Source organism: Stenotrophomonas sp. TD3 (genome assembly GCF_001939825.1).
Taxonomy (GTDB): Bacteria; Pseudomonadota; Gammaproteobacteria; order Xanthomonadales; family Xanthomonadaceae; genus Stenotrophomonas.
In genome coordinates this window covers 2,365,351-2,391,174 of the sequence record NZ_MOYM01000001.1, presented here as the reverse complement: position 1 = coordinate 2,391,174, position 25,824 = coordinate 2,365,351, and the positions used below count along the sequence as shown (strand labels likewise).

Here is a 25,824-nt window from a genome sequence, read left to right as displayed (position 1 = left end):
GGCTCAGAGCTTCTCCAGCTGCGCGCGCGCCTGGGCCGCGCCGCTGCCCTGCGGCTGCAGCGCCAGGTAAGTCGTGTAGGCCTGCTTGGCCTTGGCCTTGTCGCCCGCGTTGAAGTAGGCATCGCCCAGGTTCAGATGGGCCACCGCGCGCGACGGGTCGATCTTCAAGGTGTTCTCCAGCCAGCGCGCGGCTTCCGCATAACGCTGCTGGCGGTAGTAGACGAAGCCGAGGTTGTTCGCAGCCTGGGCAAAGTCAGGGCGCAGCTTCAGCGCTTCGGCGAACTGCGCAGCCGCCTCGTCGTACTGCTTCTCGCGGTACAGCTGCAGGCCGCGGTCGTTGGCCTGCTGCGCGCGCTGGCGGTCGGATGCCGGGCCGGCGGTGGGCACCACCAGCTTGGCCTTGCCACCCTGCAGGTCGGCCACGGTCACCGGCGCCTGGCTGCCCTTGGCCTCGCTGGCCGCATCCACCTTGTTGTTCAGCGCGATCGCATCGGCGGTCAGCTGGCGCGTATCGGCGTTGAGGAATTCCTGGCTGTCCGGCACCTGGAACACGAACTCGCCGCCCTGCGAACCGGGCAGGCTGCCGAAGGCCGGGGTCTGGTGCGAGACCGCCGAAACTGCCGGTGCCACGTAGGCGGCCAGTTCGGTACCGGTAATCAGGCCATCGCCGTTGAGGTCGCCCTTGCCGGCCAACGCCTGCAGCAGCACCCAGGTGAACACCGAGTGGCCGTTCGGGCCGGCATCGGCCACCTGCTGGTCGGCACCACCGGCGGTCAGCATCTGCCGCGCGCTGCGGCGGGCGTTCTCGCGCAGGAACGACGACGACGACGGGCCACCACGGGTCAGGCCCAGGCCGCTGTAGCAGGCATCCATCACGAACATCACATGCTTGGCCTGCATGCTCTCGGCGATGTTCTGGATGTCGGTCATCGCGATGGCGTCGGTAGCGAATTCCTTCGGGTCCGAATCGACCGGAATGATGTAGCCGAGGTCGCGCCCGGAGGCGAGCTGACGGGTCGCGCCATGGCCGGCGAAGAACACGAACACACGGTCGTTCTTGCCGGTGCGGTCATCGGCCAGGCGGTCGTGGAAGGCGGCCAGGATGTTGTTGCGGGTCGCCTGCTCGTTCTTCAGCACGATCACCTGCGAGGACGGGAAGCCGAACTGCCCGGTCAGGGTATCGGCCACCGCCTGTGCGTCATGGCTGGCGTATTCCAGCTTCGGCCACTTGGCATAGTTGTCGATGCCGACCACGATCGCCCAGGACTTCTCGTAGCCGGTGGTGACCGTGGCGGCACCGGCATCACCCTTGCGCGCACGGGTAACGGTGAAGTCGCGGCCGTTCCAGCCGGCGAACTGATAGCCATCGGCGATCAACCGGTCGAGGATCTGCGGCAGCGCCTTCACCGCACGATCGTGGATGTCGTGGAACAGGATGATGCCGCGCTGTTCCTTGTTCACCTGGTCGAGTACGCGCTGCACGATCGATTCGGGCACCGGGTCGGCCCAGTCCATCGAGTCGATGTTCCACATGATCGACTTCAGCCCGGCTTCGTTGAGCAGCTGCAGGCCTTCGGCATTGCGCGCGCCGTACGGGAAGCGGAACAGCGGCGCGCGCTTGCTGTCGACATCCTTCAGCAGCGTGTCGGTGTCGAGTACCTGCTGGCGCAGCGCGTCGCCGGTGGTGCGCGACAGCTGGGCGTGGGTGAGGCTGTGGTTGCCGACCGCATAGCCCTCTTCCATCAGGTTGCGGCTGATCTTCGCCATCGGGCCGAGGCTGACCTTCCCGTCCGCCTCGACCTTGCCCAGGTTGCGGCCGACCTCGAAGAACACGCCCGGCACGTCGTAGCGCTTGAGGATGGCCACCACTTCATCGGTATAGGCCTTGTGCGGGCCATCGTCGAAGGTCAGCACCACGGTCTTGGCCGGCAGGTCGCGGCCGAAGATCTCGCGGTCGCTGTCCTTCATCGACATCGGGTACGGCTCGATCACGCCATAGTCGCGCAGGATCGCTTCGCGGCTGTAGTCCTTGTGCAGGTGGGCGATGTAGTCATCCCACTTCTCGCGCTTCAGTTCGATGGCACGGGTGCGCTCGAAGCGGCTGAAGATGCGGGTCAGTTCCTGGTTGTAGTTGCGCTCGATCTCGTCGAGCGCCTCCAGGTCCTCGCCGATGCGCTGGTGCAGCTTCACCGCCGGCAGCGAGGAATCGGTGCCGACCCGCTCATGCAGATCACGCAGCACTTCGCGGAAGGCCAGGCGATCGGCATCGAACAGTTCCGGCGCAGACTCGATGTAGTCCAGCACGGTGCCGAGGGTGGCGAAGCGCTGCGGACTGGAACCGCGCAGCAGGGTGTCGAACTGCGCGGCGATGGCCGTGCGCTGTTCCAGGCCATCGTGGAACAGCTGCTGGCCCACACGCGTGGAGGTGCCGCGGTCGGCGGCCGACTGCTGTTCCTCGTCGGCCAGCAGCACGATGATCCGGCGGTAGCCGTCGAGCTGTTTCTGCAGCGCCGCCAGCAACGGTGCAGCGGCCGGATCGGCCGCCGCCGCGGCCTGCGCGCTGGGCTGGGTCACGCCGGTTACCGGTGCCTTCGCGTCCTTGTCGCCACAGCCGGCAACGACCAGGGTCAACAACAACGAGGGCAGGAACAGGCGGAACGACGACGCACGCGGCATGGCGGACTCGATGGATGCAGGAACAGTGTGCCGGCGATTCTAACGCCGGATGCGAAAAGCCCGCCTTGCGGCGGGCTTCTGCTGAGGCCAGCCGGCCAGCGGCCGGCTCCACCCGTTACTTCTTCTTGACCGGGGCCGGCGCGGTGGTGGCCGGGACCGGATCGCCGCCATGGCGCTTGGTCATCCACCACTGCTGCAGCAGGCCCAGGCCGCCGTTGACCACCCAGTACAGCACCAGGCCGGACGGCATGAAGGCCATCATGACGCCGAACACCAGCGGCATGAACTGCATCATCTTCTGCTGCATCGGGTCCATGCCCGGTGCCGGGGTCAGCTTCTGGGTGAACCACATCACCGCCACGTTGATCACCGGCAGGATGAAGTACGGGTCGCGTGCGGTCAGGTCCTGGATCCAGCCGAACCAGGGCGCCTGGCGCAATTCGACCGATTCCACCAGCACCCAGTACAGGGCGAAGAAGATCGGCATCTGGATGAGGATCGGCAGGCAGCCGCCCATCGGATTGATCTTTTCCTTCTTGTACAGCTCCATCATCGCGGTCTGGAACTTCTGGCGGTCATCGCCATAGCGCTCCTTCAGCTGCGCGATGCGCGGCTGGAAGCGACGCATCTTGGCACCGCTCTTGTACTGGGTCGCCGACAGCGGGTACAGCACCAGCTTCAGCAGCACCACCAGGCCGACGATCGCCCAGCCCCAGTTGCCGACCAGCTTGTGCACCTGGTTCAGCACCCAGAACAGGCCCTGGCCGATCACCGCCATCATCGAGAAGCGGCTGTAGTCGACCACGCGGTCCAGGCCCGGCACGTCTTCCTTGGCAATCAGGTTCACCAGCTTCGGGCCGACCCACAGGCGGGCTTCGGTGCTGGTGGACTGGCCCGGGGCCACGGTGAAGGCCGGGCCACGCGCTTCGATCAGGTCACGACCGGCCACCTGCGACAGCACGTAGTGCGCGGTCTGGTCCTTCTGCGGGATCCAGGCGGTGAAGAAGTGGTGCTGCAGCATCGCCAGCCAGCCGCCGGTGATGTTCTGGTTCAGCGTGCCGTCGTCCAGGTAGTCCTTGAACGCACGACGCTGGTACTTCTTGTCGTTGTCGTACCAGGTGGCGCCGTTGAAGCTGAACGAATCCGGGTTGGTCATGCTCCGCGACAGGATGGTCGGGGTGCGGTCCAGGGTGCGGTAGACGTAGCCGTTCCACGGTGCGGCACCGGCATTGCTGACTTCGTCCTTGAAGCGCACGGCGTACTCGTTGCGCGAGACGGTCAGGGTGCGCTTGATGGTCACGCCGTTGTCGGCGGTCCACACGAACGGGATCTGCAGTTCGTTCTGGCCCTTGGCCAGCACGAAGTCGCGGGTGTCACCGACCAGCTTGAAGCCGTCAGCGCCGGGAACCGGGGTGTTCTTGTCTTCGCTGGCCCAGCCACTGATCGCGCTGTACGGATGCGCGGGGTCTTCGGTCAGCAGGCGTACCGGCGGGCTGCCTTCGTCCTTGGTCTGCGGGAACTGCAGCAGCTCGGCATCGAGCACGCGGCCGCCGTCCAGTACCAGGCGCAGCACGTCGGTGGTGACGGTCACGCGCTGGCTGGCCGGGGTGGCACTGGCCTGGGCCTGCACAGCGGCCTGGCCCGGGGCACCCGGGACCTGCGCGCTGGGGATGCTGCCCGGGGTCGCGCCCGGAACACTCTGTGCAGCAGCCGGGGCCGACGTGGTCGTCGGTGCCGGGGTCGGAGCAGCCTTTTCACGGCTCCACTCCATCCACAGCAGCACGGCCACCATCAGCCAGGCAAAAATGAGGAATACGCGGGTCTGGTTCATCAGCGGACAGGCTCGGCGGGGCCGGGACGCGATGCCGGCTCGGTCAAAGAAGGAGTTGCGATGCCATCAGGCGGCGGCATTGTGCCGTCCACGCCCGGCGCGGGCAATGCACGCAGGCGACGCAGCAGGCGCAGGAAGGCCTGGCGGATCTCGTCGTTGCTGGCGGAACGCGCAGCACTACGAGCCACGACGACGAAGTCGCCTGGCTGGATGTCGGTACGTGTCTGACGCAGGATGTCGCGCAGGACGCGCTTGATCCGGTTACGCCCAACGGCGTTCGGATCAACCTTGCGGGAAACCGCCAGACCCAGCCTGGCCGGCCGGTCAGCCGGCAGCCAGTGCAGGGTCATCAGCGGATCGGACACACGGCGGGCGCCGTTGAAGACCGTTGAATATTCGGCACGCGTGCGAACCCGCGCAGAGCGAGGGAATCGCTTGCGCGGGTCTGCAGTATTCACTGTCGAAGGGATTGCGTCTGCCGCGAGGTGCGGCATGGCAATCAGGCGCTCAGGACTTTGCGGCCCTTGGCGCGGCGACGCGACAGGATCTTGCGGCCGTCAGCGGTCTTCATACGGGCACGGAAGCCGTGGTCGCGCTTACGCTTGAGGTTGCTGGGCTGGTAGGTGCGCTTCGTGGCCATTGGGGGCCTCTCGTATGAATGGGACGGAAAGAACCGGAAATTCTAGAGAGGTACCCCGCCCCAAGTCAACCCCTGTCAGCTACGCGAATTCACTGGGCTGTGCAATAGCTGTGGATGTTTTTGTGAATAAGTAGGGGACAAGCATTCCGAAGGCGGGCGCTCGGTGGTAGTCTGAGCCATCCATTTCCCCCCTTTCCGGCCTGTGTTTGGGCGCCTTGTCGCGTCCATGCCCCGGCCACCGGACGATTATTGCTGATGGATGCTTGGTCCCGTAGTCTCGAGCGCCTCGAAGCGGAGTTCCCGCCGGAAGACGTTCATACCTGGTTGAAGCCGCTGCAGGCCGATCTGCGCGTGGACAGCCTGGTGCTGTATGCACCGAATGCCTTCATCGTCGACCAGGTCCGCGAGCTGTACCTGGCCCGGATCCGCGAACTGCTGGCTCATTTCGCCGGTTTCAGCGACGTTTTTCTTGAAATCGGCTCGCGCCCGCGTCCCGTGGAGGCGCAGAACGCGCCGGTTTCCACGCCGTCGGCGCATGTTTCCAGCGAACCGCAGGTGCCCTTCGCCGGCAACCTGGACAACCACTACACCTTCGCCAACTTCGTCGAAGGCCGCAGCAACCAGCTGGGCCTGGCCGCTGCCTTCCAGGCGGCGCAGAAGCCGGGCGACCGTGCACACAACCCGCTGCTGCTGTACGGAGGCACCGGCCTGGGCAAGACCCACCTGATGTTCGCCGCCGGCAATGCCATGCGCCAGGCCAACCCGGGTGCGAAGGTGCTGTACCTGCGTTCGGAGCAGTTCTTCAGCGCGATGATCCGGGCCCTGCAGGAAAAGACCATGGATCAGTTCAAGCGCCAGTTCCAGCAGGTGGATGCGCTGCTGATCGATGACATCCAGTTCTTCGCCGGCAAGGACCGCACCCAGGAAGAGTTCTTCCACACCTTCAACGCGCTGTTCGATGGCAAGCAGCAGATCATCCTGACCTGCGACCGCTATCCGCGCGAAGTCGAAGGCCTGGAAGCGCGCCTGAAGTCGCGGCTTGCCTGGGGCCTGTCGGTCGCGATCGAACCGCCGGACTTCGAGACCCGCGCCGCGATCGTGCTGGCCAAGGCACGCGAACGCGGTGCCGAGATTCCCGATGATGTTGCGTTCCTGATCGCCAAGAAGATGCGCTCCAACGTGCGCGACCTCGAAGGTGCGCTCAATACCCTGACCGCCCGCGCCAATTTCACCGGCCGCGCGATCACCACCGAATTCGCCCAGGAAACCCTGCGCGACCTGCTGCGCGCCCAGCAGCAGGCGATCAGCATTCCCAACATCCAGAAGACCGTTGCCGACTACTACGGCCTGCAGATCAAGGATCTGCTGTCGAAGCGTCGGACCCGCTCGCTGGCCCGCCCCCGCCAGGTCGCCATGGCCCTGACCAAGGAACTGACCGAGCACAGCCTGCCCGAGATCGGCGACGCCTTTGCCGGTCGCGATCACACCACGGTGCTGCATGCCTGCCGCCAGATCCGGACCCTGATGGAAACCGACGGCAAGCTCCGCGAGGACTGGGACAAGCTGATCCGGAAGCTGAGCGAATGATGCACGGATGCCGATGAGGCGTCATCGCACAAAACGGTGCAGAATCCGGTAGCAAGCGCGGGACACGTTGTGGATAAAAATGGCGTTTGAAATCGCGCTGGATTTATCCACAGCTTTCCCCACCCCCTGGGGGTCGGTAATACAGAGGGTTTCGAGGTTAGAAATTCTTTTATTTACAAAGACTTAGCGTTGTTTTCCAGCGATTCTGTCTCTACCAGCACCACCAAGCTTTTGATTTATTCCACATTTTTTAAAGCATAGGGGCACGGAACCACATGCGTTTCACACTGCAGCGCGAAGCCTTTCTCAAGCCGTTGGCACAGGTCGTCAACGTGGTCGAACGCCGCCAGACCCTTCCGGTTCTGGCCAATTTCCTGGTCCAGGTGCAGAACGGCCAGCTGTCGCTGACCGGTACCGACCTGGAAGTGGAGATGGTGTCGCGGATCGCGGTTGAAGATGCCCAGGACGGCGAAACCACCATCCCCGCCCGCAAGCTGTTCGAGATCATCCGCGCCCTGCCCGACGGCAGCCGGATCACCGTCTCGCAGACCGGTGACAAGATCACCGTGCAGGCCGGCCGCAGCCGCTTCACCCTGGCCACCCTGCCCTCCAACGACTTCCCGTCGGTTGACGAAGTGGAAGCCACCGAGCGCGTGGCCATCGGCGAAGCGACCCTGAAGGAACTGATCGAACGCACCGCGTTCGCGATGGCCCAGCAGGACGTGCGCTACTACCTCAACGGCCTGCTGTTCGATCTGCGCGGTGATGCCCTGCGTACCGTCGCCACCGACGGCCACCGCCTGGCGCTGTGTGAAACCGATCTGGCCAAGCCCAGCGGTTCCAAGCGCCAGATCATCGTGCCGCGCAAGGGCGTAACCGAACTGCAGCGCCTGCTGGAAAGCGGCGATCGCGAGATCGAGCTGGAAGTCGGCCGCAGCCACGTCCGGGTCAAGCGCGACGATGTCACCTTCACCTCGAAGCTGATCGACGGCCGTTTCCCGGACTACGAAGCGGTGATTCCGATCGGCGCCGACCGCGAAGTGAAGGTTGATCGCGAAGCGCTGCGTGCCTCGCTGCAGCGTGCCGCGATCCTGTCCAACGAGAAGTACCGCGGCATCCGCGTGGAAGTCTCGCCGGGCAACCTGAAGATCAGCGCGCACAACCCGGAGCAGGAAGAGGCCCAGGAAGAGATCGAAGCCGACACCACGGTCAGCGATCTGGCCATCGGCTTCAACGTGAACTACCTGCTGGATGCGCTCTCCGCCCTGCGCGATGAGGAAGTCATCATCCAGCTGCGCGACTCCAACTCCTCGGCGCTGGTGCGTGAATCGAGCAGCGAGAAGTCGCGCCATGTGGTGATGCCGCTGCGTCTCTGACAGCAGCGTTGTTCCACGTGGAACCGAAGGACGCCCGGGATCTTCCCGGGCGTTTTTTTTTTGGTTCCACGTGGAGCATTGAAGGCGAATCATTGAGCTGGATCCTGTTCAGCCGAGAGTTCCCCGTCGGTGGATGCTTGATGGCTTCCGCTGATCCTTCCGCGATGGTTGCACTGGAGACGCTGGATAGCGGGCCATGTGTGCATTGATCACTCCGAATCGCTTTCGGCTGCAGCCGCAGGATGCTCAGATCGAGCTTCCATCTCCTGCGTCCCCATCAGCCAGCGATTGGAACGCGACTCTGAAAGTTCGCAGCCCTTCTGGAAACGCCACTGTCCACAGCCCTGGTTTGGGGCAGATCGGGGCAAGCCTAGCTTCTAAATCTGGGTATAAATCTAAAGCATGGTGGTGATGGTAGGGCCAGATCTCGTGGAAAAATGCCTTATCTGACTGATTTAAAAGAAATTTATGCACCTGAAACCCCCTGTATAGAGGCACCTCAGGCTGGGGGGGAACCTGTGGATAGTTTTAAGGGCAAGGTAAAAGGCCTTTTTTATCCACAGATTGCCCATACCTTGTGTATAAGTCATACATGGCCGCTGTGGACAGCGTGAAACGGTCGGCATGAATTTCTTGAAATCTGTGGAACCGTCCAGGAGAGGGCGTCGTAGATTTCAAGAAATCTGCGGGTCATGCAGCGCGACTGCCGAAGTGGTGGCGTGCACGTGGGGCGCGATGAGCCGTGAAATCGTTGAATTCTGAGGGTCTACACCCTGCCACCCACTGCAGATTTGAAGATTTCGAGGACAGTTCAGGGCTGTGATAACGGCCCGCGTTGAGGCGGTGCCACGTGGAACACGCGATCCGGATCCGGCCATGTTCATCCCATCGGCTCGGCAGCCGCTTCGGGCCATGTCGGCTTGACCGATGCAGTAAGCTGATGGATTCCCTGTCCCTCTACCGCCCCGTGCGGATGGTCCTTCGCGCCCCATGCTTATCCGCCGCCTCGCCCTGCACCAACTGCGTCGCTTCAGTGCGGTGGATCTGTCGCCCCAGCCAGGATTGAACCTGCTGACCGGCGACAACGGTGCCGGCAAGACCAGCGTGCTCGAGGCCCTGCATCTGATGGCTTATGGGCGCAGCTTCCGAGGTCGTGTCCGCGATGGATTGGTGCGCCAGGGCCAGGAAGCGCTGGAGATCTTCGTGGAATGGGACGAACAACGTGCCAATCACCCGCCGCACCGCCGAAAGGCCGGCCTGCGCCACAGCGGACAGGACTGGAAGGGACGTTTGGACGGCGAAGACGTGGCCCAGCTTGGCAATCTGTGCGCAGCGCTTGCGGTCGTCACGTTCGAGCCAGGCAGCCATGCGTTGGTCAGCGGAGGTGGTGAACCCCGCCGCCGCTTCCTCGATTGGGGCTTGTTCCACGTGGAACCTGATTTCCTGTCCCTGTGGCGTCGGTACTCGCGGGCACTGAAACAGCGCAATGCCCTGCTCAAGCAGGGTGGCCCGTCGCGGATGCTGGATACCTGGGATCACGAACTGGCCGAGGCCGGCGAACCCCTGACCAGCCGCCGCCAGCACTACCTGGAGCGTCTGCAGCAGCGCACCGTGGCGCTGGCTTCCAGCCTGGCCCCGCAACTCGGCATCCAGGCCCTGGAACTCAGCCCGGGCTGGCGTCGGCACGAGCTCCCTCTGGCCGATGCCCTGCTTCTGGCCCGGGAACGTGACCGCCAGGCCGGATACACCTCGGTCGGCCCGCACCGGGCAGACTGGAGCGTGGATTTCCACAGCATTCCTGGTCGCGATGCACTGTCCCGCGGCCAGGCCAAGCTGACGGCATTGGCCTGCCTGCTGGCGCAGGCTGAGGACTATGCCGAGCAGCGCGGCGAATGGCCGGTGATCGCTTTGGACGATCTGGCCTCGGAGCTGGATCGCACCCACCAGGCGCGGGTTCTGGAGCGCCTGCTCAATGGACCGGCACAGATCTTCATCACCGCTACCGAAACGCCGGCGGCGCTGGAAGAACTGACCCACATCGCCCGGTTCCACGTGGAACATGCACAGATCGTGGCTGTGCCATAGTGGGCACACCAGGGCCGCTCGACCCCGGCTGGTATAATTCGGGTTGGAATCCTTTCATTCTCGGCGCATCGCTCCAAGCGGTGGCCGACCTGCGGAGCCTACGGCAAGCGCAATGAGCGACGAACAGAACACCCCGGCAAACAACGGCAATTACGACGCCAACAGCATTACCGCCCTGGAAGGCCTGGAGGCTGTCCGCAAGCGTCCCGGCATGTACATCGGCGACGTGCATGACGGCACCGGTCTGCACCACATGGTGTTCGAGGTCGTCGACAACTCGATCGACGAAGCGCTGGCCGGCCACGCCGACCACGTTGCAGTGACGATCCACGCCGACGGCTCGGTCTCGGTATCCGACAACGGCCGCGGTATCCCGACCGGCAAGCATGAGCAGATGAGCGCCAAGCTCGGTCGCGAAGTGTCCGCCGCGGAAGTGGTGATGACCGTCCTGCACGCAGGCGGCAAGTTCGACGACAACAGCTACAAGGTTTCCGGTGGCCTGCACGGCGTCGGCGTCAGCGTGGTCAACGCGCTGTCGCAGAAGCTGCTGGTGGACGTGTTCCAGAACGGCTCCCACTACCAGCAGGAATTCAGCAACGGCGCAGCCGTGACCGCACTGGCCAAGCTGGAAGCCACCACCAAGCGTGGCACCACCGTGCGCTTCTGGCCGTCGACCGTCGCCTTCCACGACAACGTGGAATTCCACTACGACATCCTGGCCCGCCGCCTGCGCGAACTGTCGTTCCTGAACTCCGGCGTCAAGATCGTTCTGGCTGACGAGCGCGGCGATGGCCGTCGCGATGACTTCCACTACGAAGGCGGCATCCGCAGCTTCGTGGAGCATCTGGCCCAGCTGAAGACCCCGCTGCACCCGAACGTCATCTCGGTCACCGGCGAGCACAACGGCATCGTCGTGGATGTGGCGCTGCAGTGGACCGACTCCTACCAGGAGACGATGTACTGCTTCACCAACAACATTCCGCAGAAGGACGGCGGTACCCACCTTGCCGGCTTCCGCGGTGCGCTGACCCGTGTGCTCAACAACTACATCGAGCAGAACGGCATCGCCAAGCAGGCCAAGATCAACCTGACCGGCGATGACATGCGCGAAGGCATGATCGCGGTGCTGTCGGTGAAGGTGCCGGACCCGAGCTTCTCCAGCCAGACCAAGGAAAAGCTGGTCAGCTCCGACGTGCGCCCGGCGGTGGAAAACGCCTTCGGCGCGCGTCTGGAAGAGTTCCTGCAGGAAAACCCGAACGAAGCCAAGGCGATCGCCGGCAAGATCGTCGACGCCGCGCGTGCACGTGAAGCCGCCCGCAAGGCCCGCGACCTGACCCGCCGCAAGGGCGCGCTGGATATCGCCGGCCTGCCGGGCAAGCTGGCCGACTGCCAGGAAAAGGATCCGGCGCTGTCCGAACTGTTCATCGTCGAGGGTGACTCGGCAGGTGGTTCGGCCAAGCAGGGCCGCAACCGCAAGAACCAGGCGGTGCTGCCGCTGCGCGGCAAGATCCTCAACGTGGAACGCGCACGCTTCGACCGCATGCTGTCCTCCGACCAGGTCGGTACGCTGATCACCGCCCTGGGCACCGGCATCGGCCGTGACGAGTACAACCCGGACAAGCTGCGTTACCACAAGATCATCATCATGACCGACGCCGACGTCGACGGCGCCCACATCCGCACCCTGCTGCTGACGTTCTTCTACCGTCAGATGCCGGAGCTGATCGAGCGCGGTTACGTCTACATCGGCCTGCCGCCGCTGTACAAGATCAAGCAGGGCAAGCAGGAGCTGTACCTGAAGGATGATCCGGCGCTGGACAGCTACCTGGCCAGCAGTGCGGTGGAAAACGCCGCGCTGGTGCCGGCTACCGGCGAACCGGGCATCGAAGGCCTGGCGCTGGAAAAGCTGCTGCTGGCCTATGCCGCCGCGCTCGATTCCATCGAACGCAACGCCCACCGCTATGACCGCAACCTGCTCGAAGCGCTGGTCGATTTCGTGCCGATGGACATGGACAGCCTGCGCAATGCGGGCGAAGGCGAGGGCCTGGATGCGCTGGCCAAGCGCCTCAACCAGGGCAGCCTGGGCAGCCCGCGTTTCAGCCTGGAACTGCAGGACGCCAACGAGGAGCGCCCTGCCGCCGTGCTGGTGACCCGTCGCCACATGGGCGAGCAACACATCCAGGTGTTGCCGATGTCGGCGTTCGAAAGCGGCGAGCTGCGCGCGATCCATCAGGCCTCCAAGCTGCTGCACGGCCTGGTGCGCGAAGGCGCGACGATTTCCCGCGGCGCCAAGTCGATCGAAGTCGACAGCTTCGCCAAGGCGCAGAACTGGCTGCTCGAGGAGGCCAAGCGCGGCCGTCAGATCCAGCGATTCAAGGGTCTGGGTGAAATGAATCCGGAGCAGTTGTGGGATACCACAGTGAACCCGGAAACCCGTCGCCTGCTGCAGGTGCGTATCGAAGACGCGGTCGCCGCCGACCAGATTTTCAGCACCCTGATGGGCGATGTGGTCGAACCGCGTCGCGACTTCATCGAAGACAATGCGCTGAAGGTCGCCAACCTGGATATCTGACACAATCGGGACCTGGCCGGTGCGCGGGGAGCTGCACCGGCCTTCGTCCCTTGAACGCAGGTACCTGATGTCCGCATCCGCCCCGGTCTCCGCCGCCCCGCCTCCGGTTCCGCCGGCGTCTACCCCGCCGCGCGCCGTGGCACCGTTGGCAGGTTTCTTCATCGACCTGGGCATCGCCGCCGTCACCCTGGTCGGCCTGAGCATGGTCACCGGCCTGTTCTGGGGCTTCTACCGTGCGATCGTGGTCAGCCGCGCCAACGCCGCGGCCAATGGCGGCGCACTGACACCCGATGCCGCCGGCGCGGCAGTGGGCCAACCCGGTGCCCTGGCGCAGATCCTGATGGCCCTGATCGCCACCGGTGGCGCCGCGCTGCTGCTGTACTTCTGGCGCCGCCCGGCGAACGCCGGCGAACGCCTGGCCTCGCGACAGGCGCTGCAGCGGCCTTCCACCTGGGGCTGGACCCTGCTGGTGGCCACGCTGATCGTGCTTGGCAGCAACGGCATCGCCTTCCTTTCCAAGCAGTTCGGCATCGAGCCGGTGCCGACCAACGTGGAACTGATGCAGAGCGCGATCGCGCGCTTCCCGTTGTTCCTGGTGCTGTTTGCGGTCGTCCTCGCCCCCGCCTACGAAGAGCTGCTGTTCCGCCGCGTCCTGTTCGGGCGCCTGTGGCAGGCCGGTCGCCCCTGGCTGGGCCTCATCCTCAGCAGCCTGGCGTTCGCCCTGGTCCATGAAGTGCCCGGTATCAGCAAGAATTCGCTGCTGGGCATGGCACAGCTGTGGCTGGTCTACGGCGGCATGGGCGCTGCCTTCTGCTGGTTGTACCGCCGTACCGGCACGCTGTGGGCCGCCATCACCGCCCATGCCCTGAACAACGCTGTCGCCCTCGCCGCCATGGTGTTTCTTGGCGCAACGTAACGCCGTGTCCGCTTGACGAAAGATTAAGCAGGTACGTTACACACTGCACATATGAACACGGGGGTGGACCCATGAAACAACTGCTGCTGGCCCTTGTCATCACCACCCTGGTCAGCGCCTGCGCGACCACCACGTCGCCGACCGGGCGTCGGCAGATGGTCGGCGGCGTGTCGCAGGCACAGCTGGACCAGCTGGGTGCGCAGGCGTTCGCCGAGACCAAGCAGAAAGAGAAGATCAGCACCGATGGCCGCCAGAACGGCTACGTGCAGTGCGTGGTCAATGCCCTGGTCGCGCAGTTGCCGCCTCAGTACCGTGGCGTACGGTGGGAGACGGCCGTGTTCGTCGACAAGGAACCGAATGCCTTTGCCCTGCCTGGCGGCAAAGTGGGCGTGAACACCGGCATCTTCACCGTCGCCAAGAACCAGGACCAGCTGGCTGCCGTGATCGGCCATGAGATCGGCCATGTCATCGCGCGTCACCACGAAGAACGCATCACCCGCCAGATGGGCGCGCAGACCGGCCTGGCAGTGCTGGGCGCGCTGGCTGGTGCCGCCTATGGCGATGGCGCTGCCAGTACGGTCAACCAGCTGGGCGGGATGGGCGCGCAGACGGCCTTCCTGCTGCCGGGCTCGCGCACCCAGGAAAGCGAGGCAGACGTGATTGGCCAGCGGCTGATGGCGCAGGCCGGATTCAACCCGGCCCAGGCCGTGGACCTGTGGCAGAACATGATGGCCGCCAGCGGCGGTCGCAGCCCGCAATGGCTGTCCACCCACCCCGATCCGGCCAACCGGATCCAGGAGCTGCGACGTGATGCACCGGGCCTGACGCCGGTCTATCAGCAGGCGCAGGCGGCCGGGCTGCGGCCAAAGTGCGGATGAGTGCGCAGTTCTATGCCGTATTGCAGCACATAAAACGATTTCTCACGCCATCTGTTTCTGATACGTTTGGCGGCTCAGATTTTTCTGACAGTCCGACTTTGCCGCTATCCGGCGGTTCGATCGAGGTGAACGATGATTTTCCGTAACCACAAAGCTGTGCTTTCCGTCCTCGTCGCGACCGCCCTGACCGGCGCCGTGGTCACCGATGCCTTTGCGCAGTCCTCGCGTTCCTCCGACCGTGGCAGCCGCGGCGGCAGCAGCAAGCAGGCCAAGGCCGAACCGCTGTACCCGAATGCGACCCGCCAGGAGCCGACCGCCAAGGCCTCGGCCAAGATGGGCAGCAAGCTGCAGAAAATGATCGACAGCTACAACAAGGAAAAGTTCCCGGAGACGCGCGAACAGGCTGACGCGATCCTGGCCGACAGCGCTTCCAACGAGTACGACAAGTCGCTGGCCGCGCAGCTGGCCTCGCAGGCCGCGTACCAGACCGACGACGTGCCGGGCGCCATCGCGTATCTGAAGCAGGTGATCCAGTTCAACGGCCTGGACAACAACGGCCACTTCCAGTCGATGCTGATGCTGGGCCAGCTGCAGCTGCAGGAAGACAAGACCGCCGAAGGCCTGGCCACCCTGGACAAGTACTTCGCCGAGAGCAAGTCGACCAAGCCGGAAGAGCTGATCGCCAAGGGCCAGGCGCTGTACCAGCTGGAGCGCTACCAGGAAGCGATCCCGGTGCTGAAGCAGGCCATCGCCGGCGCCGCCGAGCCGAAGGACAACTGGAACCAGCTGCTGATGGCGGCCCTGTCCGAAGCCGGCCAGACCGGTGAGGCCGTGCAGGCCGCGGAAGCGCTGGCGGCCAAGAACCCGACGGACAAGAAGGCCCAGCTGAATCTGGCCAACATGTACATGCAGGCTGACCAGATGCCGAAGGCCGCCGCGGTGATGGACAAGCTGCGCAGCAGCGGCCAGCTCACCGAAGAGCGCGAGTACAAGCAGCTGTACTCGATCTATGCCAACACCGAGAACAAGGAAAAGGACGTCATCGCGGTCATCAACGAAGGGTTGCAGAAGGGCATCCTGAAGCCGGATTACCAGGTCTACCTGGCGCTGGCCCAGTCCTACTACTACTCCGACCAGGTGCCGCAGGCGATCGATGCGTGGCAGAAGGCCGCCCCGCTCTCCAAGGACGGTGAGACCTACCTGAACCTGGCACGCGTCCTGCATGCCGAAGGTCGCGTCCCCGAGGCCAAGCAGGCCGCCCAGCAGGCGCTGGCGAAGGGCGTGAAGAACCAGGCTGATGCCAAAAAAATCATCAACCTGAAGTAAGTAGGAATAACGCCTGAATGCCTGCTCAGTTGATGCGCAGGCGCTCAGGATTGGTATAAGCTTGGAGGTTCCTGCGGTGTCATGCACCGCTGATCAGGGATCCCGCCCCCGGGATTCCGGCCCCACTATTGAGCTCTTGGCGCATGACGGAACAACTAGTCGTTCACCGGTACGAACAACCCGATGACAAGGGGCTGAGCTGGCCTCGCATCGTCGGCATCGCGTTTGTAATCGCCCTGCATCTGGCCGCCTTCATGATGCTCCTGATCCCCGCTGTGGCCCCCAAGGCCGTGGCTGAGAAGGAGCGTAACGTCATGGTGACCATCGTCGACGCACCGCCGCCGCCGCCCCCGCCGCCGCCGCCGCCGCCGCCGACCGATACTCCGCCGCCGCCGGTGAAGAATCTGTCGCCGCCGAAGCCGTCGCCGGTCCCGCCGCCGCCGCAGGCGCCGGTCGTGGACGTGCCGGAACCGCGTCCGAACGACATCGTCACCCCGCCGTCGCCGCCGTCGCCGCCGGCTCCGCCGACCTCGATCGAGGCCAGCGTGGACATCTCGTCGAAGGCCATGAATCCGCCGCGCTACCCGCCGGCAGCCTTCCGCGCTGGTATCCAGGGCGAAGTGATCCTGATCATTGATGTCGATGCCAGCGGCAACGTCACCAATGTCACGGTGGAAAAGTCCAGCCGTAACCGCGACCTGGACCGTGCTGCGATGGAAGCGGCTCGCAAGTGGCGCTTCAACGCCGCTGAATCTGGCGGTAAGAAGGCGGCAGGTCGCGTTCGCGTCCCGGTCAACTTTGCGCTGAACTGATGCGCCCGGGTGGCCGCCTGGCCACCCCCGCTCCCAGTTCGATTGTTTAGCTTAGCTACACCCTTTATCACCACACACAACAAAGGTAAGCGTCATGCTGCAGGAAATTTTCATCGCCGCTGCTGCCGGGGGCAATCCGTCCAACGCCCTGTCGCAGATGGGCTTCGAGCACCTGATCCACGAAATGACCACCAAGCCGGGTGATTTCGCGGTTTCCTGGGTCGTGCTGCTGACCCTGATCGCCATGTCGGCCATGTCCTGGTACTGGACCGTCATCAACATCTTCCGTGCCACCCGCCTGAAGAGCGCCGCTGATCGCGTCGTCAGCCTGTTCTGGGACACCCCGAACGCGCAGGACGCCATCCGTGCGATGGAAGAGCAGCCGGCTTCGGAGCCGTTCTCGAAGATCGCCCTGGACGCTGCCCAGGCAGCTGCCCACCACCAGCGCGCTGAAGGCGGTGCTACCGGCGGCGTCGGTGAGAACCTGAGCCGTTCGGAGTTCGTCGACCGCGCTCTGCGTCAGGCCGTCACCCGCGAAAGCAACAAGCTGCAGTCGGGCATGACCCTGCTGGCCACCGTCGGCGCGACCGCTCCGTTCGTCGGTCTGCTGGGTACCGTGTGGGGCATCTACGGCGCGCTGATCAAGATCGGTGCCACCGGCTCCGCTTCGATCGACGCCGTTGCCGGCCCGGTGGGTGAAGCGCTGATCATGACCGCGATCGGTCTGTTCGTCGCAATCCCGGCCGTGTTCGCCTTCAACTTCTTCAGCAAGATCAACAGCGCGACCATCAGCAAGTTCGATACCTTCGCGCACGACCTGCACGACTTCTTCGCCACCGGTTCGCGCGTCCGCTAATTGCGGCGCGCGTCACCCAGCGACGAAGTAAGTAGTCACCAAGATCTAGACGGAGCCCGTTATGGCTTTCAGTAGTGGTAACAGCGGCGGCCCCATGGCCGACATCAACGTTACGCCCCTCGTGGACGTGATGCTGGTGCTGCTGATCATCTTCATCATCACGGCGCCCCTGATGTCCCACAAGGTCAAGGTGGATCTGCCGGAAGCCAACCTGATCCAGAAGCCGGAAGATGCTGAAAAGCGTCCGAACCCGATCACGCTGGCAGTCAAGGAAGACGGCTCGATCTACTGGAACGACGAAGAAATCAACAAGCAGACTCTCGAGTCGCGCTTGGCGACCGCCGCACAGCAGACCCCGCAGCCGCCGCTGAACCTGCGTGGTGACCGCACCACCAAGATGCGCGTCATCAACGACCTGACCAAGGTCGCGCAGGAACAGGGCATGCTGGACGTCGGCTTCGTTGCGACCAAAGAAAAGGGGCAATAAGCCATGGCATTCAGTAGTGGTGGTGGCAAGGGCCCCATGGCAGACATCAACGTCACGCCCCTCGTGGACGTGATGCTGGTTCTGCTGATCATCTTCATCGTGACCGCGCCGATCATGACGTACCCGATCGCCGTGGACCTGCCGCAGCGCGTGCTCAACCCACCGCCGCAGCTGGTCGAACCGCCGCCGCCGATCGAACTGAAGATCGACGCCAGCAACCAGGTCTCGTGGAACAACAGCCCGATCAATACCAGCGAGCTGCAGCAGCGGATGGAGCAGGAGGTCCAGCGTGACCCGACCAACCAGCCGGAACTGCGCATCGACGCCAGCCCGGATTCCGAGTACGACGTGATGGCCAAGGTTCTGGCCGCCGCGAAGAATGCTCAGATGAAGAAGATCGGTTTTGTGCAGCAGTAAACGCTACACCGCAACACAACAGTCATGACGCGACTGCAGACGCCCCTGGAAACAGGGGCGTCTTTTTTTGTGCCCGTGGGGTCCCATCGGGGTCAGATCCCTTTTCCTGCGGAAGAGGGATCTGACCCCAACAGGCAGCATGCGCCGCTATGATCGGCGGATGCTCGCCCTCTTCGACTCCCTGCGCCATTGGCTCGACGGCATCGCCCACCTCGGCACGATCCTGGCGGTGGCCTACCTGCTGTACCTGTTCGCGCTGGCGGGCTGGATCATGCTGCAGAAGCGCGAGCCGGTGGCCACGCTGAGCTGGATCCTCTCGTTGGCGTTGCTCCCCTACCTCGGGCTTTTCATCTACTACCTGCTGGGCCCGCAGAAGGTGAAGCGGCAGCGGCTGCGCCGTGGCCGCGCCCGCTCGGGCATGGAGCATTACAGTGACGTCTGCCCGCCCGATTCGGACTGCACCGAACTGGCCAAGGTTGCCCAGGCCACCACCGGGCTGGCGCCCAGCAGTGCCACCGAGGTGACCTGGCTGGTCGACGGCGCAGCCACCTACGCCGCGCTGCTCGACGCGATCGCGCAGGCGCGCGACCACGTCCACCTGGAGTACTACATTTTCAATCCCGACCACGCCGGCACCGCCCTGCGTGATGCCCTGGTCGAGCGCGCGCAGGCCGGCGTGCAGGTGCGCCTGCTGCTGGATGCGGTCGGCTCCTCTGCCCTGCCCCGCCGCTTCCTGCAGCCCCTGCTGGATGCCGGCGGTGAAGCGATCTGGTTCCATCCGCGGCAGCTGCTGAAGCCGTTCAAGCGCCCGTGGCTGAACCTGCGCACGCACCGCAAGCTGGTGATCGTCGACGGTCGCCTCGCCTTCACCGGCGGCATCAACATCACCGACGAGGAAGACGAGAGCCGCAGGCCGGACGCCTACCGTGACCTGCACATGCGTATCCGCGGCCATGTGGTGCGCAGCCTGCAGCTGGTGTTCGCCGAGGACTGGCTCTACGCCAGTGGCCAGGACCACTCCCGTTTCGACATCGCCCGGCTGTGGCCGGCCGACATGCCGCTGCGCGCGGACGGACCGATCAGCGCGCAGGTGCTGGTGTCCGGGCCCGACTCGGGCTGGGAGACCATCCATCGCCTGCATGTGGCGGCGATCCAGGAAGCGCATGAGCGGGTGTGGCTGGTCACGCCCTATTTCGTGCCGGGCGAAGCGGCGCGGATGGCACTGACCTCGGCTGCACTGGGCGGCCTGGACGTGCGCTTGCTGGTACCGAAGATGAGCGATTCCTGGTTCGTCACCCAGGCCGCCCGCTCCTACTTCGATGAGCTGTTGCATGCTGGCGTGAAGATCTACGAATACGGCCCGCGGATGCTGCATACCAAGGCGTTCATCGCCGATGACGATGTCTGCATTGTCGGCAGTGCCAACTTCGACCATCGCAGCTTCCGGCTGAACTTCGAGCTGTCGATGATGATCAGCGACCGTGACCGTGTCGCCGCGCTGGCCGAACTGCTGCAGGGCGAATTCGACCGCGCCACTCGGGTGCATGACCAGGCCGGCCGCTCGCTATGGCTGCACCGCCTGCCCGAGGCCTTCGCCCGGCTGGCCTCGCCGCTGCTCTGACGCAGCGCTACACTGCGGCGATCATCCGGGGAGCCCGACTATGTACTGGTTGTACCTGCTGCTGGCGCTGGGCTGCTTTGCCTTCGCGCTGAAGACCCCGAGCGCGGGGTTGATGACCCTGTGCCTGCTGGCTGCCCTGGCCTTCCTGCTGGCCTGGGTACGCGGCCGCTACGTGGCCCGTTTCGGCGACCTGCAGCGTGACCCGGCCACCCTGATCGATGCCGAAGAGCTGCGCCGCCTGCGCGAACAGGCCCAGGCCCGCCGCAGCGAAGACCACAACGACCACGGCCCATCCCCTCTTTCCAAGTAGTCCCGTTCCATGACCCAGCTCAGCGTCAACGTCAACAAGATCGCCGTCCTGCGCAATTCGCGCGGCGGCGCCGAACCGGACGTGGTGCGCGCCGCCCAGGCCTGCCTGGATGCCGGTGCACATGGCATCACCGTGCACCCGCGGCCGGACCGCCGCCACATCACCGCCGAGGACGTGCTGGCCCTGTCCACGTTGACCCGCGCGCGTGGCGTTGAATTCAACATCGAAGGCAATCCGTTCGCGCCGCCGCGCGAGGGCTACCCGGGGCTGCTGCCGCTGTGCGAACAGACCCGCCCGGCGCAGGTCACCCTGGTACCCGATGGTGATGGGCAGATCACCTCCGACCACGGTTTCGACTTCGCGCGGGATGCCGAGCGGCTGCGCCCACTGATCGCCGAACTGAAAGCGATGGGCTGCCGGGTCAGCCTTTTCGTCGACGCGGGCAACCCGCTGCTGGAGCAGGCGGCCGACGTGGGTGCGGACCGCATCGAGCTGTATACCGGGCCCTATGCGGAGGCGCATGCGGCTGGCGACGCCGACGCGATGCTGGCGTTGTTCGCCACTGCCGCCCGCCGCGCGCAGGCCGTCGGCCTCGGCGTCAATGCTGGCCACGACCTGTCGCAGGACAACCTGCGCGACTTCCTGGCCCATGTGCCGGAGGTGCTGGAGGTGTCGATCGGCCACGCGCTGATCGGCGAGGCGCTGTATGACGGGCTGGATGCCACCGTGCGCGGGTACCTGACGCTGCTCTGACCCCTCCCCTGCAGCGTCGAGCCCTGCTCGACTCCGCACCGCCCTGAACCCTTCAGGCGGTCGTCGCAGCCATTGAGACGGTGGCGACGTACCCTGCCGCAATGGGTATTGCGATCAAGGGCCGAGGTTCCACGTCCCACCTTGCCGGGCGCTTTGAAAGCACCGTCAGCGAGGCGGTGGACGATGGCTGGGCGGTCGACGAGAGCGAGGAATTCCTCGCCCCGCGTCTGCGCACCGAGGTGCGTGCCGAAACCGCGCGCAGCATCATCACCCGCAACAATTCGCCGGACGTCGGCTTCAGCCAGTCGGTAAATCCGTACCGCGGCTGCGAGCATGGCTGCTCGTACTGCTTTGCGCGCCCCTCGCATGCCTATCTGAATCTGTCGCCGGGCCTGGATTTCGAGACCAAGCTGTTCGCCAAGACCAATGCGCCGCAACTGCTGCGCAAGGAACTGTCGAAGCCGGGTTACGTGCCGCAGCCGATCGCGCTGGGCATCAACACCGATGCGTACCAGCCGATCGAACGCAAGTTCAAGCTGACCCGCCAGCTGATTGAAGTGATGCTGGAGACCAGGCATCCGTTCTCGCTGATCACCAAGAACGCACTGGTCGAGCGCGATATCGATCTGCTCGCGCCGCTGGCCGCGGAGAACCTGGTCAGCGTGCACTTCTCGGTGACCTCGCTGGATCCGCATCTCTCCGCGAAGCTGGAGCCGCGCGCATCAGCGCCACATGCACGGCTACGCGCGATGAAGCGCCTGCATGACGCCGGCATTCCGGTCGGTGTGATGGTGGCGCCGGTGATTCCGTGGATCAACGACAGCGAGCTGGAAGCCGTGCTGGAGGCCGCGCACGACGCAGGTGCGAGCACCGCCGGCTACGTGCTGCTGCGCCTGCCACTGGAAGTGGCGCCGCTGTTCCGCGACTGGCTGGATACGCACCATCCCGATCGCGCCGCGCACGTGATGAGCACCATCCAGCAGCTGCGTGGCGGCAAGGACTACGACAGCCAGTTCGGCACCCGCATGCGCGGCCAGGGCGTATATGCCGATCTGTTGAACAACCGCTTCAAGCTGGCGCGCAAGCGGTTGGGATTCAATGCACAGAACAGCCACTGGCCGAAGCTGGATTGCAGCCGGTTCGTGAAGCCGCTGCCGCCGCGCAAGGAATCGCCGCAGGGTTCGTTGTTCTGAGTCCATCAGTCGAGCATGGCTCGACTCTACATCCGAGCCCGACGTTGCAGCTCGACGTCACCCCCCAAACAACTTCTGCGCACTCTGGAACAGGATCCAGCTCGTCGCGATGAACTTGTCGCCGCCCTGTGGCCGATTGCCACGATGGGTATGAGTAAACGCCGTCGGTGCAATCAGCAGGCTGCCAGTACGTGGCGCGATCTTGCGGCCCTGGAACAGGAACTCGGTTTCACCCTCGTCGAAGTCGTCATTGAGGTACAGCGTCCACAGCACGTGCCGGTGCAGGGTCTCGGCCTGGGCATCCTTCGGGTACAGCTCGCAGTGCCAGTACGGGTAGCCGCCCTCGCCTGCCGCATACCATTGCAGGTTGATTGCACCCGGACGCAGGCAGGTACGGGCCAGGTCGGCCAACTGCTGCGGCGGCATGTCGGGGAAGTCCTCGGCAGACAGGCGTCGCGGTTGGCCGTTGCTGTCCTGGATCTGCAACATCAGCGGGGCGATCAATGCCTGTGGATAACGCCGTAGATAAGTCAGCAGGCCATTGAACACCGCAATCTGCAGCTGCTGGTCGACGTCCTGCCAGCCGTCCAGGCCACTGATGCGCAGATCCTTGCTGTGCTTGAGTTCCGGGAACACGCCACTGCCCACCGCACCGGGCAGCAGGCCACGCGTCGCACGCATGCGCTCGACGATCGCCGCGCAGACCTCGCTGGGGACGGCGTTGTGGATGACTTCGATGAAATCGACCGGGCCTTGCTCGTGCATGCGTGCATTCCTTAGGCGGCAACGGCTTGATGGTGCCGTTTGCCGCCCTCGGTGTCACCCCACGGTCATGTCATCGATCTGCCATGACCGCTGTCAGGCGATCGGTTGTCAGCCCTGTGCGTCGTCGTGCGCGTGGTGGTAGCGCACGGCTTCGGCCACTTCCTCGCGCGAACCGAGGAACACCGGCACGCGCTGGTGCAGCTGGTCGGGCTGGATGTCGAGGATGCGCTCGCGGCCGGTCCAGGCAGCGCCGCCGGCCTGTTCGACCAGCAGGCCCATCGGGTTGGCTTCGTACATCAGGCGCAGCTTGCCGGCCTTGGACGGGTCCTTCTTGTCCCACGGGTAGATGAAGATGCCGCCGCGGGTCAGGATGCGATGCACGTCGGCCACCATGCTGGCGATCCAGCGCATGTTGAAGTTCTTGCCGCGTGCGCCTTCCTTGCCCGCCAGCAGGTCGCCGACGTACGCCTGCATCGGCGCTTCCCAGTGGCGCTGGTTGGACATGTTGATGGCGAATTCCTGGGTGGCCGCCGGAATCTGCATGTTCTCGGTGGTCAGCACGAACTCGCCCTTCTCGCGGTCGAGGGTGAAGGCGTGGGTGCCATGGCCGACGGTCAGCACCAGCTGGGTGCTGGGCCCGTAGATGCAGTAGCCGGCGGCGATCTGCTTGCTGCCCGGCTGCAGGAAGGCGTCATCGCCCGGCAGCTCGACGTTGGTCGGGCAGCGCAGCACCGAGAAGATGGTGCCGACGGAGACGTTGACGTCGATGTTGGAGCTGCCATCGAGGGGATCGAACAGCAGCAGGAAATCACCGCGCGGATAGATGTCCGGCACCGGCTGGCTGTGGTCCATTTCCTCCGAGGCGCAGGCGGCGAGGTGGCCACCCCAGGCATTGGCTTCGAGCAGGATCTCGTTGCTGATGACGTCCAGCTTCTTCTGCGCTTCACCCTGCACGTTGCCGGTACCGGCGTCGCCGAGCACGCCACCGAGGGCGCCCTTGCTGACGGCGATGGAGATGCTGGTGCAGGCGCGGGCGACGACCGCGATCAGCTGGCGCAGGTCGGCATTGATGCGGCCGGCGTGCTGTTCCTGGATCAGGAAGCGGGTCAACGAAGTACGGGACATGAGCGGGCAGGTCTCGGCAGCGGGAAAACGCCTATTGTCGCCCGTCTGGCGGGGGCGTGCGTGAGCGCGGGAAGGCGTAATCGTTTCCAGATGCGTTGCGCTCGTGGCGCCTTCCTTTTGTCGAGGCGCGTGGAAGGGGGAGGCGATGCAGGACACGCTGCAAGTACGTCCATGTAAGCTCGATGGCGCCATCCATGGCGCCAACGGTCCTGCATCACCTCCCCCTCCCACGCGCTTCAGGGTTCGCCGCGAGCGCGGTGGGGATGGCAAAGGCAAGAGCAAAAGCAAAAAACAAAGGCGCCTTTCGGCGCCTTTGTCTTCAAACCACTGGAGCGTTGTTTCAGCCCTTGGCGACGGTGGCCACGGCCTTGGCGACGTATTCCAGGTTGTTCTGGTTCAGCGCGGCCACGCAGATGCGGCCGGTGCCGACGGCGTAGATGCCGAACTCGTCGCGCAGGCGTTCGACCTGCTCACGGCTCAGGCCGGAGTAGGAGAACATGCCGGCCTGCTCGTTGATGAAGCCGAACTGCGGTGCACCTGCAGCGGCCAGCTTCTCGACGAGGCCCTGGCGCAGGGCGTGGATGCGCTCGCGCATCTCGGTCAGCTCCTGCTCCCACATCGCGCGCAGTTCCGGGTTGGTCAGCACGCCGGCCACCAGCGCAGCACCGTGGGTGGACGGGCTGGAGTAGATGGTGCGGATCACGCGCTTGACCTGCGACTGCACGGCCTTGGCGTCAGCGGCGGTCGGCGCCACCATCGACAGCGCACCCACACGTTCGCCATACAGCGAGAACGACTTGGAGTACGAGTTGGCGACGATGAAGCTGTCGATGCCGGCTTCGGCGATGATGCGCACGGCGGCGCCGTCCTGCTCGATGCCCTTGTCGAAGCCCTGGTAGGCCATGTCGATGAAGGGGAACAGCTGGCGGTCCTTCAGCAGCTGTGCGACCTGCTTCCACTGGCTGACCGTGAGGTCGGCACCGGTGGGGTTGTGGCAGCAGGCGTGCAGCAGCACCACAGTGCCGGCTTCCAGCTTGCCCAGGTCGGCCAGCAGGGCATCGAAGTTGACGCCATGGGTGGTCGGGTCGAAGTAGGAATACTCCACCACCTCGAAGCCGGCCGCGCTGAACACGGCGCGGTGGTTTTCCCAGCTCGGGTTGCTCAGCGCAACGGTGGCGTGCGGCAGCAGCTTCTTCAGCACGTCGGCGCCGACGCGCAGCGCACCGCTGCCACCGACGGTCTGTGCGGTGGTGACGCGGCCGGCGGCCAGCAGCGGCGAGTCCTTGCCGAACACCAGCTCACGTGTGGCCTGCGTATAGGCCGGCAGGCCATCGATCGGCAGGTAGCCGCGCGGTTTGGCTTCAGCGGCAAGCTGCTGCTCGATCTGCTTGACGGCGCGCAGCAGCGGAATGCGGCCGCTCTCGTCGTAGTAGATGCCCACACCCAGGTTGACCTTGGTCGGGCGGCTGTCGGCGTTGTACGCCTCGGTCAGGCCCAGGATCGGGTCGCCTGGGACCAGTTCCACGTTTGCAAAGAAGGACACGGCGGTACTCGTTCGGTAGACGGAAAGGGGGAGGAAGTGCGCTACGCGGCTTGCG

22 protein-coding genes are annotated in these 25,824 nt (G+C 64.8%); 15 read left to right on the top strand and 7 right to left on the bottom strand.

From position 1 onward, the window contains the following. Nucleotides 1-3 precede the first annotated feature (3 nt). The 4 genes from BKE09_RS11155 to rpmH all read right to left on the bottom strand — a co-directional run bounded on the left by BKE09_RS11155 (nt 4) and on the right by rpmH (nt 5,147). The gene (locus BKE09_RS11155; protein ID WP_075675781.1) at nt 4-2,676 is read right to left on the bottom strand and encodes a polysaccharide deacetylase family protein; all 2,673 of its coding nucleotides are present in this window, start codon (nt 2,674-2,676) and stop codon (nt 4-6) included. 115 nt (nt 2,677-2,791) lie between these two features. Continuing rightward, nucleotides 2,792-4,507 carry a membrane protein insertase YidC gene (yidC, locus tag BKE09_RS11150; protein ID WP_014039038.1) on the bottom strand — a complete coding sequence of 572 codons (1,716 nt, stop codon included), beginning with the start codon at nt 4,505-4,507 and terminating at the stop codon, nt 2,792-2,794. Continuing rightward, nucleotides 4,507-5,001, bottom strand: a complete 495-nt coding sequence (gene rnpA / locus BKE09_RS11145) for a ribonuclease P protein component (protein WP_014039039.1) — start codon at nt 4,999-5,001, stop codon at nt 4,507-4,509. The genes yidC and rnpA overlap by 1 nt, the downstream gene beginning before the upstream one ends. Before the next feature lie 5 nt (nt 5,002-5,006). Continuing rightward, nucleotides 5,007-5,147: a 50S ribosomal protein L34 gene (gene rpmH / locus BKE09_RS11140; RefSeq protein ID WP_005411729.1), complete on the bottom strand. Its 141-nt coding sequence runs from the start codon at nt 5,145-5,147 to the stop codon at nt 5,007-5,009. A gap of 255 nt (nt 5,148-5,402) precedes the next feature. Here rpmH and dnaA point away from each other — a divergent pair, with 255 nt between their 5' ends. The 15 genes from dnaA (at nt 5,403) to BKE09_RS11065 (ending at nt 22,336) form a co-directional block, all read left to right on the top strand. After that, the gene (gene dnaA / locus BKE09_RS11135; RefSeq protein WP_005411730.1) at nt 5,403-6,734 is read left to right on the top strand and encodes a chromosomal replication initiator protein DnaA; all 1,332 of its coding nucleotides are present in this window, start codon (nt 5,403-5,405) and stop codon (nt 6,732-6,734) included. A gap of 275 nt (nt 6,735-7,009) precedes the next feature. Further along, nucleotides 7,010-8,110 (top strand): DNA polymerase III subunit beta, encoded by a 1,101-nt coding sequence (dnaN, locus tag BKE09_RS11130; protein ID WP_005411731.1) that lies wholly within the window; start codon nt 7,010-7,012, stop codon nt 8,108-8,110. A gap of 990 nt (nt 8,111-9,100) precedes the next feature. Further along, nucleotides 9,101-10,195 (top strand): DNA replication/repair protein RecF, encoded by a 1,095-nt coding sequence (gene recF / locus BKE09_RS11125; RefSeq protein ID WP_075675780.1) that lies wholly within the window; start codon nt 9,101-9,103, stop codon nt 10,193-10,195. Nucleotides 10,196-10,307: 112 nt separating this feature from the next. Continuing rightward, the gene (gene gyrB / locus BKE09_RS11120) at nt 10,308-12,767 is read left to right on the top strand and encodes a DNA topoisomerase (ATP-hydrolyzing) subunit B (RefSeq protein WP_014035416.1); all 2,460 of its coding nucleotides are present in this window, start codon (nt 10,308-10,310) and stop codon (nt 12,765-12,767) included. Between the two features lie 67 nt (nt 12,768-12,834). After that, nucleotides 12,835-13,683 (top strand): type II CAAX endopeptidase family protein, encoded by an 849-nt coding sequence (locus BKE09_RS11115; RefSeq protein ID WP_075675779.1) that lies wholly within the window; start codon nt 12,835-12,837, stop codon nt 13,681-13,683. 71 nt (nt 13,684-13,754) lie between these two features. Further along, nucleotides 13,755-14,561: a M48 family metallopeptidase gene (locus tag BKE09_RS11110; RefSeq protein WP_075675778.1), complete on the top strand. Its 807-nt coding sequence runs from the start codon at nt 13,755-13,757 to the stop codon at nt 14,559-14,561. Between the two features lie 132 nt (nt 14,562-14,693). Continuing rightward, on the top strand, nt 14,694-15,887 hold the full coding sequence (locus tag BKE09_RS11105) for a tetratricopeptide repeat protein (protein ID WP_014035419.1): 1,194 nt from the start codon (nt 14,694-14,696) through the stop codon (nt 15,885-15,887). Nucleotides 15,888-16,141: 254 nt separating this feature from the next. Further along, the gene (locus BKE09_RS11100; protein WP_170871767.1) at nt 16,142-16,699 is read left to right on the top strand and encodes an energy transducer TonB; all 558 of its coding nucleotides are present in this window, start codon (nt 16,142-16,144) and stop codon (nt 16,697-16,699) included. Between the two features lie 94 nt (nt 16,700-16,793). Continuing rightward, on the top strand, nt 16,794-17,555 hold the full coding sequence (gene exbB / locus BKE09_RS11095; protein WP_005411738.1) for a TonB-system energizer ExbB: 762 nt from the start codon (nt 16,794-16,796) through the stop codon (nt 17,553-17,555). A 61-nt stretch (nt 17,556-17,616) separates the two neighbouring features. Then, a complete protein-coding gene (locus tag BKE09_RS11090) occupies nt 17,617-18,042 on the top strand; it encodes a biopolymer transporter ExbD (protein WP_005421196.1) in 426 nt (141 codons plus the stop codon). A gap of 3 nt (nt 18,043-18,045) precedes the next feature. After that, nucleotides 18,046-18,459: a biopolymer transporter ExbD gene (locus BKE09_RS11085; RefSeq protein ID WP_005411740.1), complete on the top strand. Its 414-nt coding sequence runs from the start codon at nt 18,046-18,048 to the stop codon at nt 18,457-18,459. Between the two features lie 160 nt (nt 18,460-18,619). Next, a complete protein-coding gene (gene cls, locus BKE09_RS11080) occupies nt 18,620-20,080 on the top strand; it encodes a cardiolipin synthase (RefSeq protein ID WP_042358375.1) in 1,461 nt (486 codons plus the stop codon). 40 nt (nt 20,081-20,120) lie between these two features. After that, nucleotides 20,121-20,390 (top strand): hypothetical protein, encoded by a 270-nt coding sequence (locus BKE09_RS11075; protein ID WP_075675777.1) that lies wholly within the window; start codon nt 20,121-20,123, stop codon nt 20,388-20,390. Nucleotides 20,391-20,399: 9 nt separating this feature from the next. Further along, a complete protein-coding gene (locus BKE09_RS11070) occupies nt 20,400-21,143 on the top strand; it encodes a pyridoxine 5'-phosphate synthase (RefSeq protein WP_075675776.1) in 744 nt (247 codons plus the stop codon). 101 nt (nt 21,144-21,244) lie between these two features. Next, nucleotides 21,245-22,336: a PA0069 family radical SAM protein gene (locus BKE09_RS11065; RefSeq protein WP_075675775.1), complete on the top strand. Its 1,092-nt coding sequence runs from the start codon at nt 21,245-21,247 to the stop codon at nt 22,334-22,336. A 57-nt stretch (nt 22,337-22,393) separates the two neighbouring features. On the opposite strand, the gene BKE09_RS11060 is transcribed toward BKE09_RS11065, so the two are convergent. The 3 genes from BKE09_RS11060 to BKE09_RS11050 all read right to left on the bottom strand — a co-directional run bounded on the left by BKE09_RS11060 (nt 22,394) and on the right by BKE09_RS11050 (nt 25,769). Next, entirely contained in the window at nt 22,394-23,101 is a 708-nt protein-coding gene (locus BKE09_RS11060) for a 2OG-Fe(II) oxygenase (RefSeq protein WP_049413404.1), read from the bottom strand. A gap of 108 nt (nt 23,102-23,209) precedes the next feature. After that, nucleotides 23,210-24,226 carry a class 1 fructose-bisphosphatase gene (locus tag BKE09_RS11055; protein WP_014035428.1) on the bottom strand — a complete coding sequence of 339 codons (1,017 nt, stop codon included), beginning with the start codon at nt 24,224-24,226 and terminating at the stop codon, nt 23,210-23,212. Nucleotides 24,227-24,566: 340 nt separating this feature from the next. Further along, complete coding sequence (locus BKE09_RS11050) at nt 24,567-25,769, bottom strand: amino acid aminotransferase (RefSeq protein ID WP_075675774.1); 1,203 nt, start codon at nt 25,767-25,769, stop codon at nt 24,567-24,569. Between the last annotated feature and the right edge of the window lie 55 nt (nt 25,770-25,824).

What these genes read in the sequence shown, in the direction of transcription:
- recF (WP_075675780.1), top strand. Translation starts at nt 9,101, where the DNA reads ATGCTTATCCGCCGCCTCGCCCTGCACCAACTGCGTCGCTTCAGTGCG.
- yidC (WP_014039038.1), bottom strand. Translation starts at nt 4,507, where the DNA reads ATGAACCAGACCCGCGTATTCCTCATTTTTGCCTGGCTGATGGTGGCC.
- BKE09_RS11075 (WP_075675777.1), top strand. Translation starts at nt 20,121, where the DNA reads ATGTACTGGTTGTACCTGCTGCTGGCGCTGGGCTGCTTTGCCTTCGCG.
- BKE09_RS11090 (WP_005421196.1), top strand. Translation starts at nt 17,617, where the DNA reads ATGGCTTTCAGTAGTGGTAACAGCGGCGGCCCCATGGCCGACATCAAC.
- BKE09_RS11070 (WP_075675776.1), top strand. Translation starts at nt 20,400, where the DNA reads ATGACCCAGCTCAGCGTCAACGTCAACAAGATCGCCGTCCTGCGCAAT.
- dnaN (WP_005411731.1), top strand. Translation starts at nt 7,010, where the DNA reads ATGCGTTTCACACTGCAGCGCGAAGCCTTTCTCAAGCCGTTGGCACAG.
- BKE09_RS11100 (WP_170871767.1), top strand. Translation starts at nt 16,142, where the DNA reads ATGATGCTCCTGATCCCCGCTGTGGCCCCCAAGGCCGTGGCTGAGAAG.
- BKE09_RS11115 (WP_075675779.1), top strand. Translation starts at nt 12,835, where the DNA reads ATGTCCGCATCCGCCCCGGTCTCCGCCGCCCCGCCTCCGGTTCCGCCG.
- BKE09_RS11065 (WP_075675775.1), top strand. Translation starts at nt 21,245, where the DNA reads ATGGGTATTGCGATCAAGGGCCGAGGTTCCACGTCCCACCTTGCCGGG.
- BKE09_RS11110 (WP_075675778.1), top strand. Translation starts at nt 13,755, where the DNA reads ATGAAACAACTGCTGCTGGCCCTTGTCATCACCACCCTGGTCAGCGCC.
- rnpA (WP_014039039.1), bottom strand. Translation starts at nt 5,001, where the DNA reads ATGCCGCACCTCGCGGCAGACGCAATCCCTTCGACAGTGAATACTGCA.
- rpmH (WP_005411729.1), bottom strand. Translation starts at nt 5,147, where the DNA reads ATGGCCACGAAGCGCACCTACCAGCCCAGCAACCTCAAGCGTAAGCGC.
- dnaA (WP_005411730.1), top strand. Translation starts at nt 5,403, where the DNA reads ATGGATGCTTGGTCCCGTAGTCTCGAGCGCCTCGAAGCGGAGTTCCCG.
- cls (WP_042358375.1), top strand. Translation starts at nt 18,620, where the DNA reads ATGCTCGCCCTCTTCGACTCCCTGCGCCATTGGCTCGACGGCATCGCC.
- BKE09_RS11085 (WP_005411740.1), top strand. Translation starts at nt 18,046, where the DNA reads ATGGCATTCAGTAGTGGTGGTGGCAAGGGCCCCATGGCAGACATCAAC.
- BKE09_RS11060 (WP_049413404.1), bottom strand. Translation starts at nt 23,101, where the DNA reads ATGCACGAGCAAGGCCCGGTCGATTTCATCGAAGTCATCCACAACGCC.
- BKE09_RS11105 (WP_014035419.1), top strand. Translation starts at nt 14,694, where the DNA reads ATGATTTTCCGTAACCACAAAGCTGTGCTTTCCGTCCTCGTCGCGACC.
- BKE09_RS11055 (WP_014035428.1), bottom strand. Translation starts at nt 24,226, where the DNA reads ATGTCCCGTACTTCGTTGACCCGCTTCCTGATCCAGGAACAGCACGCC.
- BKE09_RS11155 (WP_075675781.1), bottom strand. Translation starts at nt 2,676, where the DNA reads ATGCCGCGTGCGTCGTCGTTCCGCCTGTTCCTGCCCTCGTTGTTGTTG.
- exbB (WP_005411738.1), top strand. Translation starts at nt 16,794, where the DNA reads ATGCTGCAGGAAATTTTCATCGCCGCTGCTGCCGGGGGCAATCCGTCC.
- gyrB (WP_014035416.1), top strand. Translation starts at nt 10,308, where the DNA reads ATGAGCGACGAACAGAACACCCCGGCAAACAACGGCAATTACGACGCC.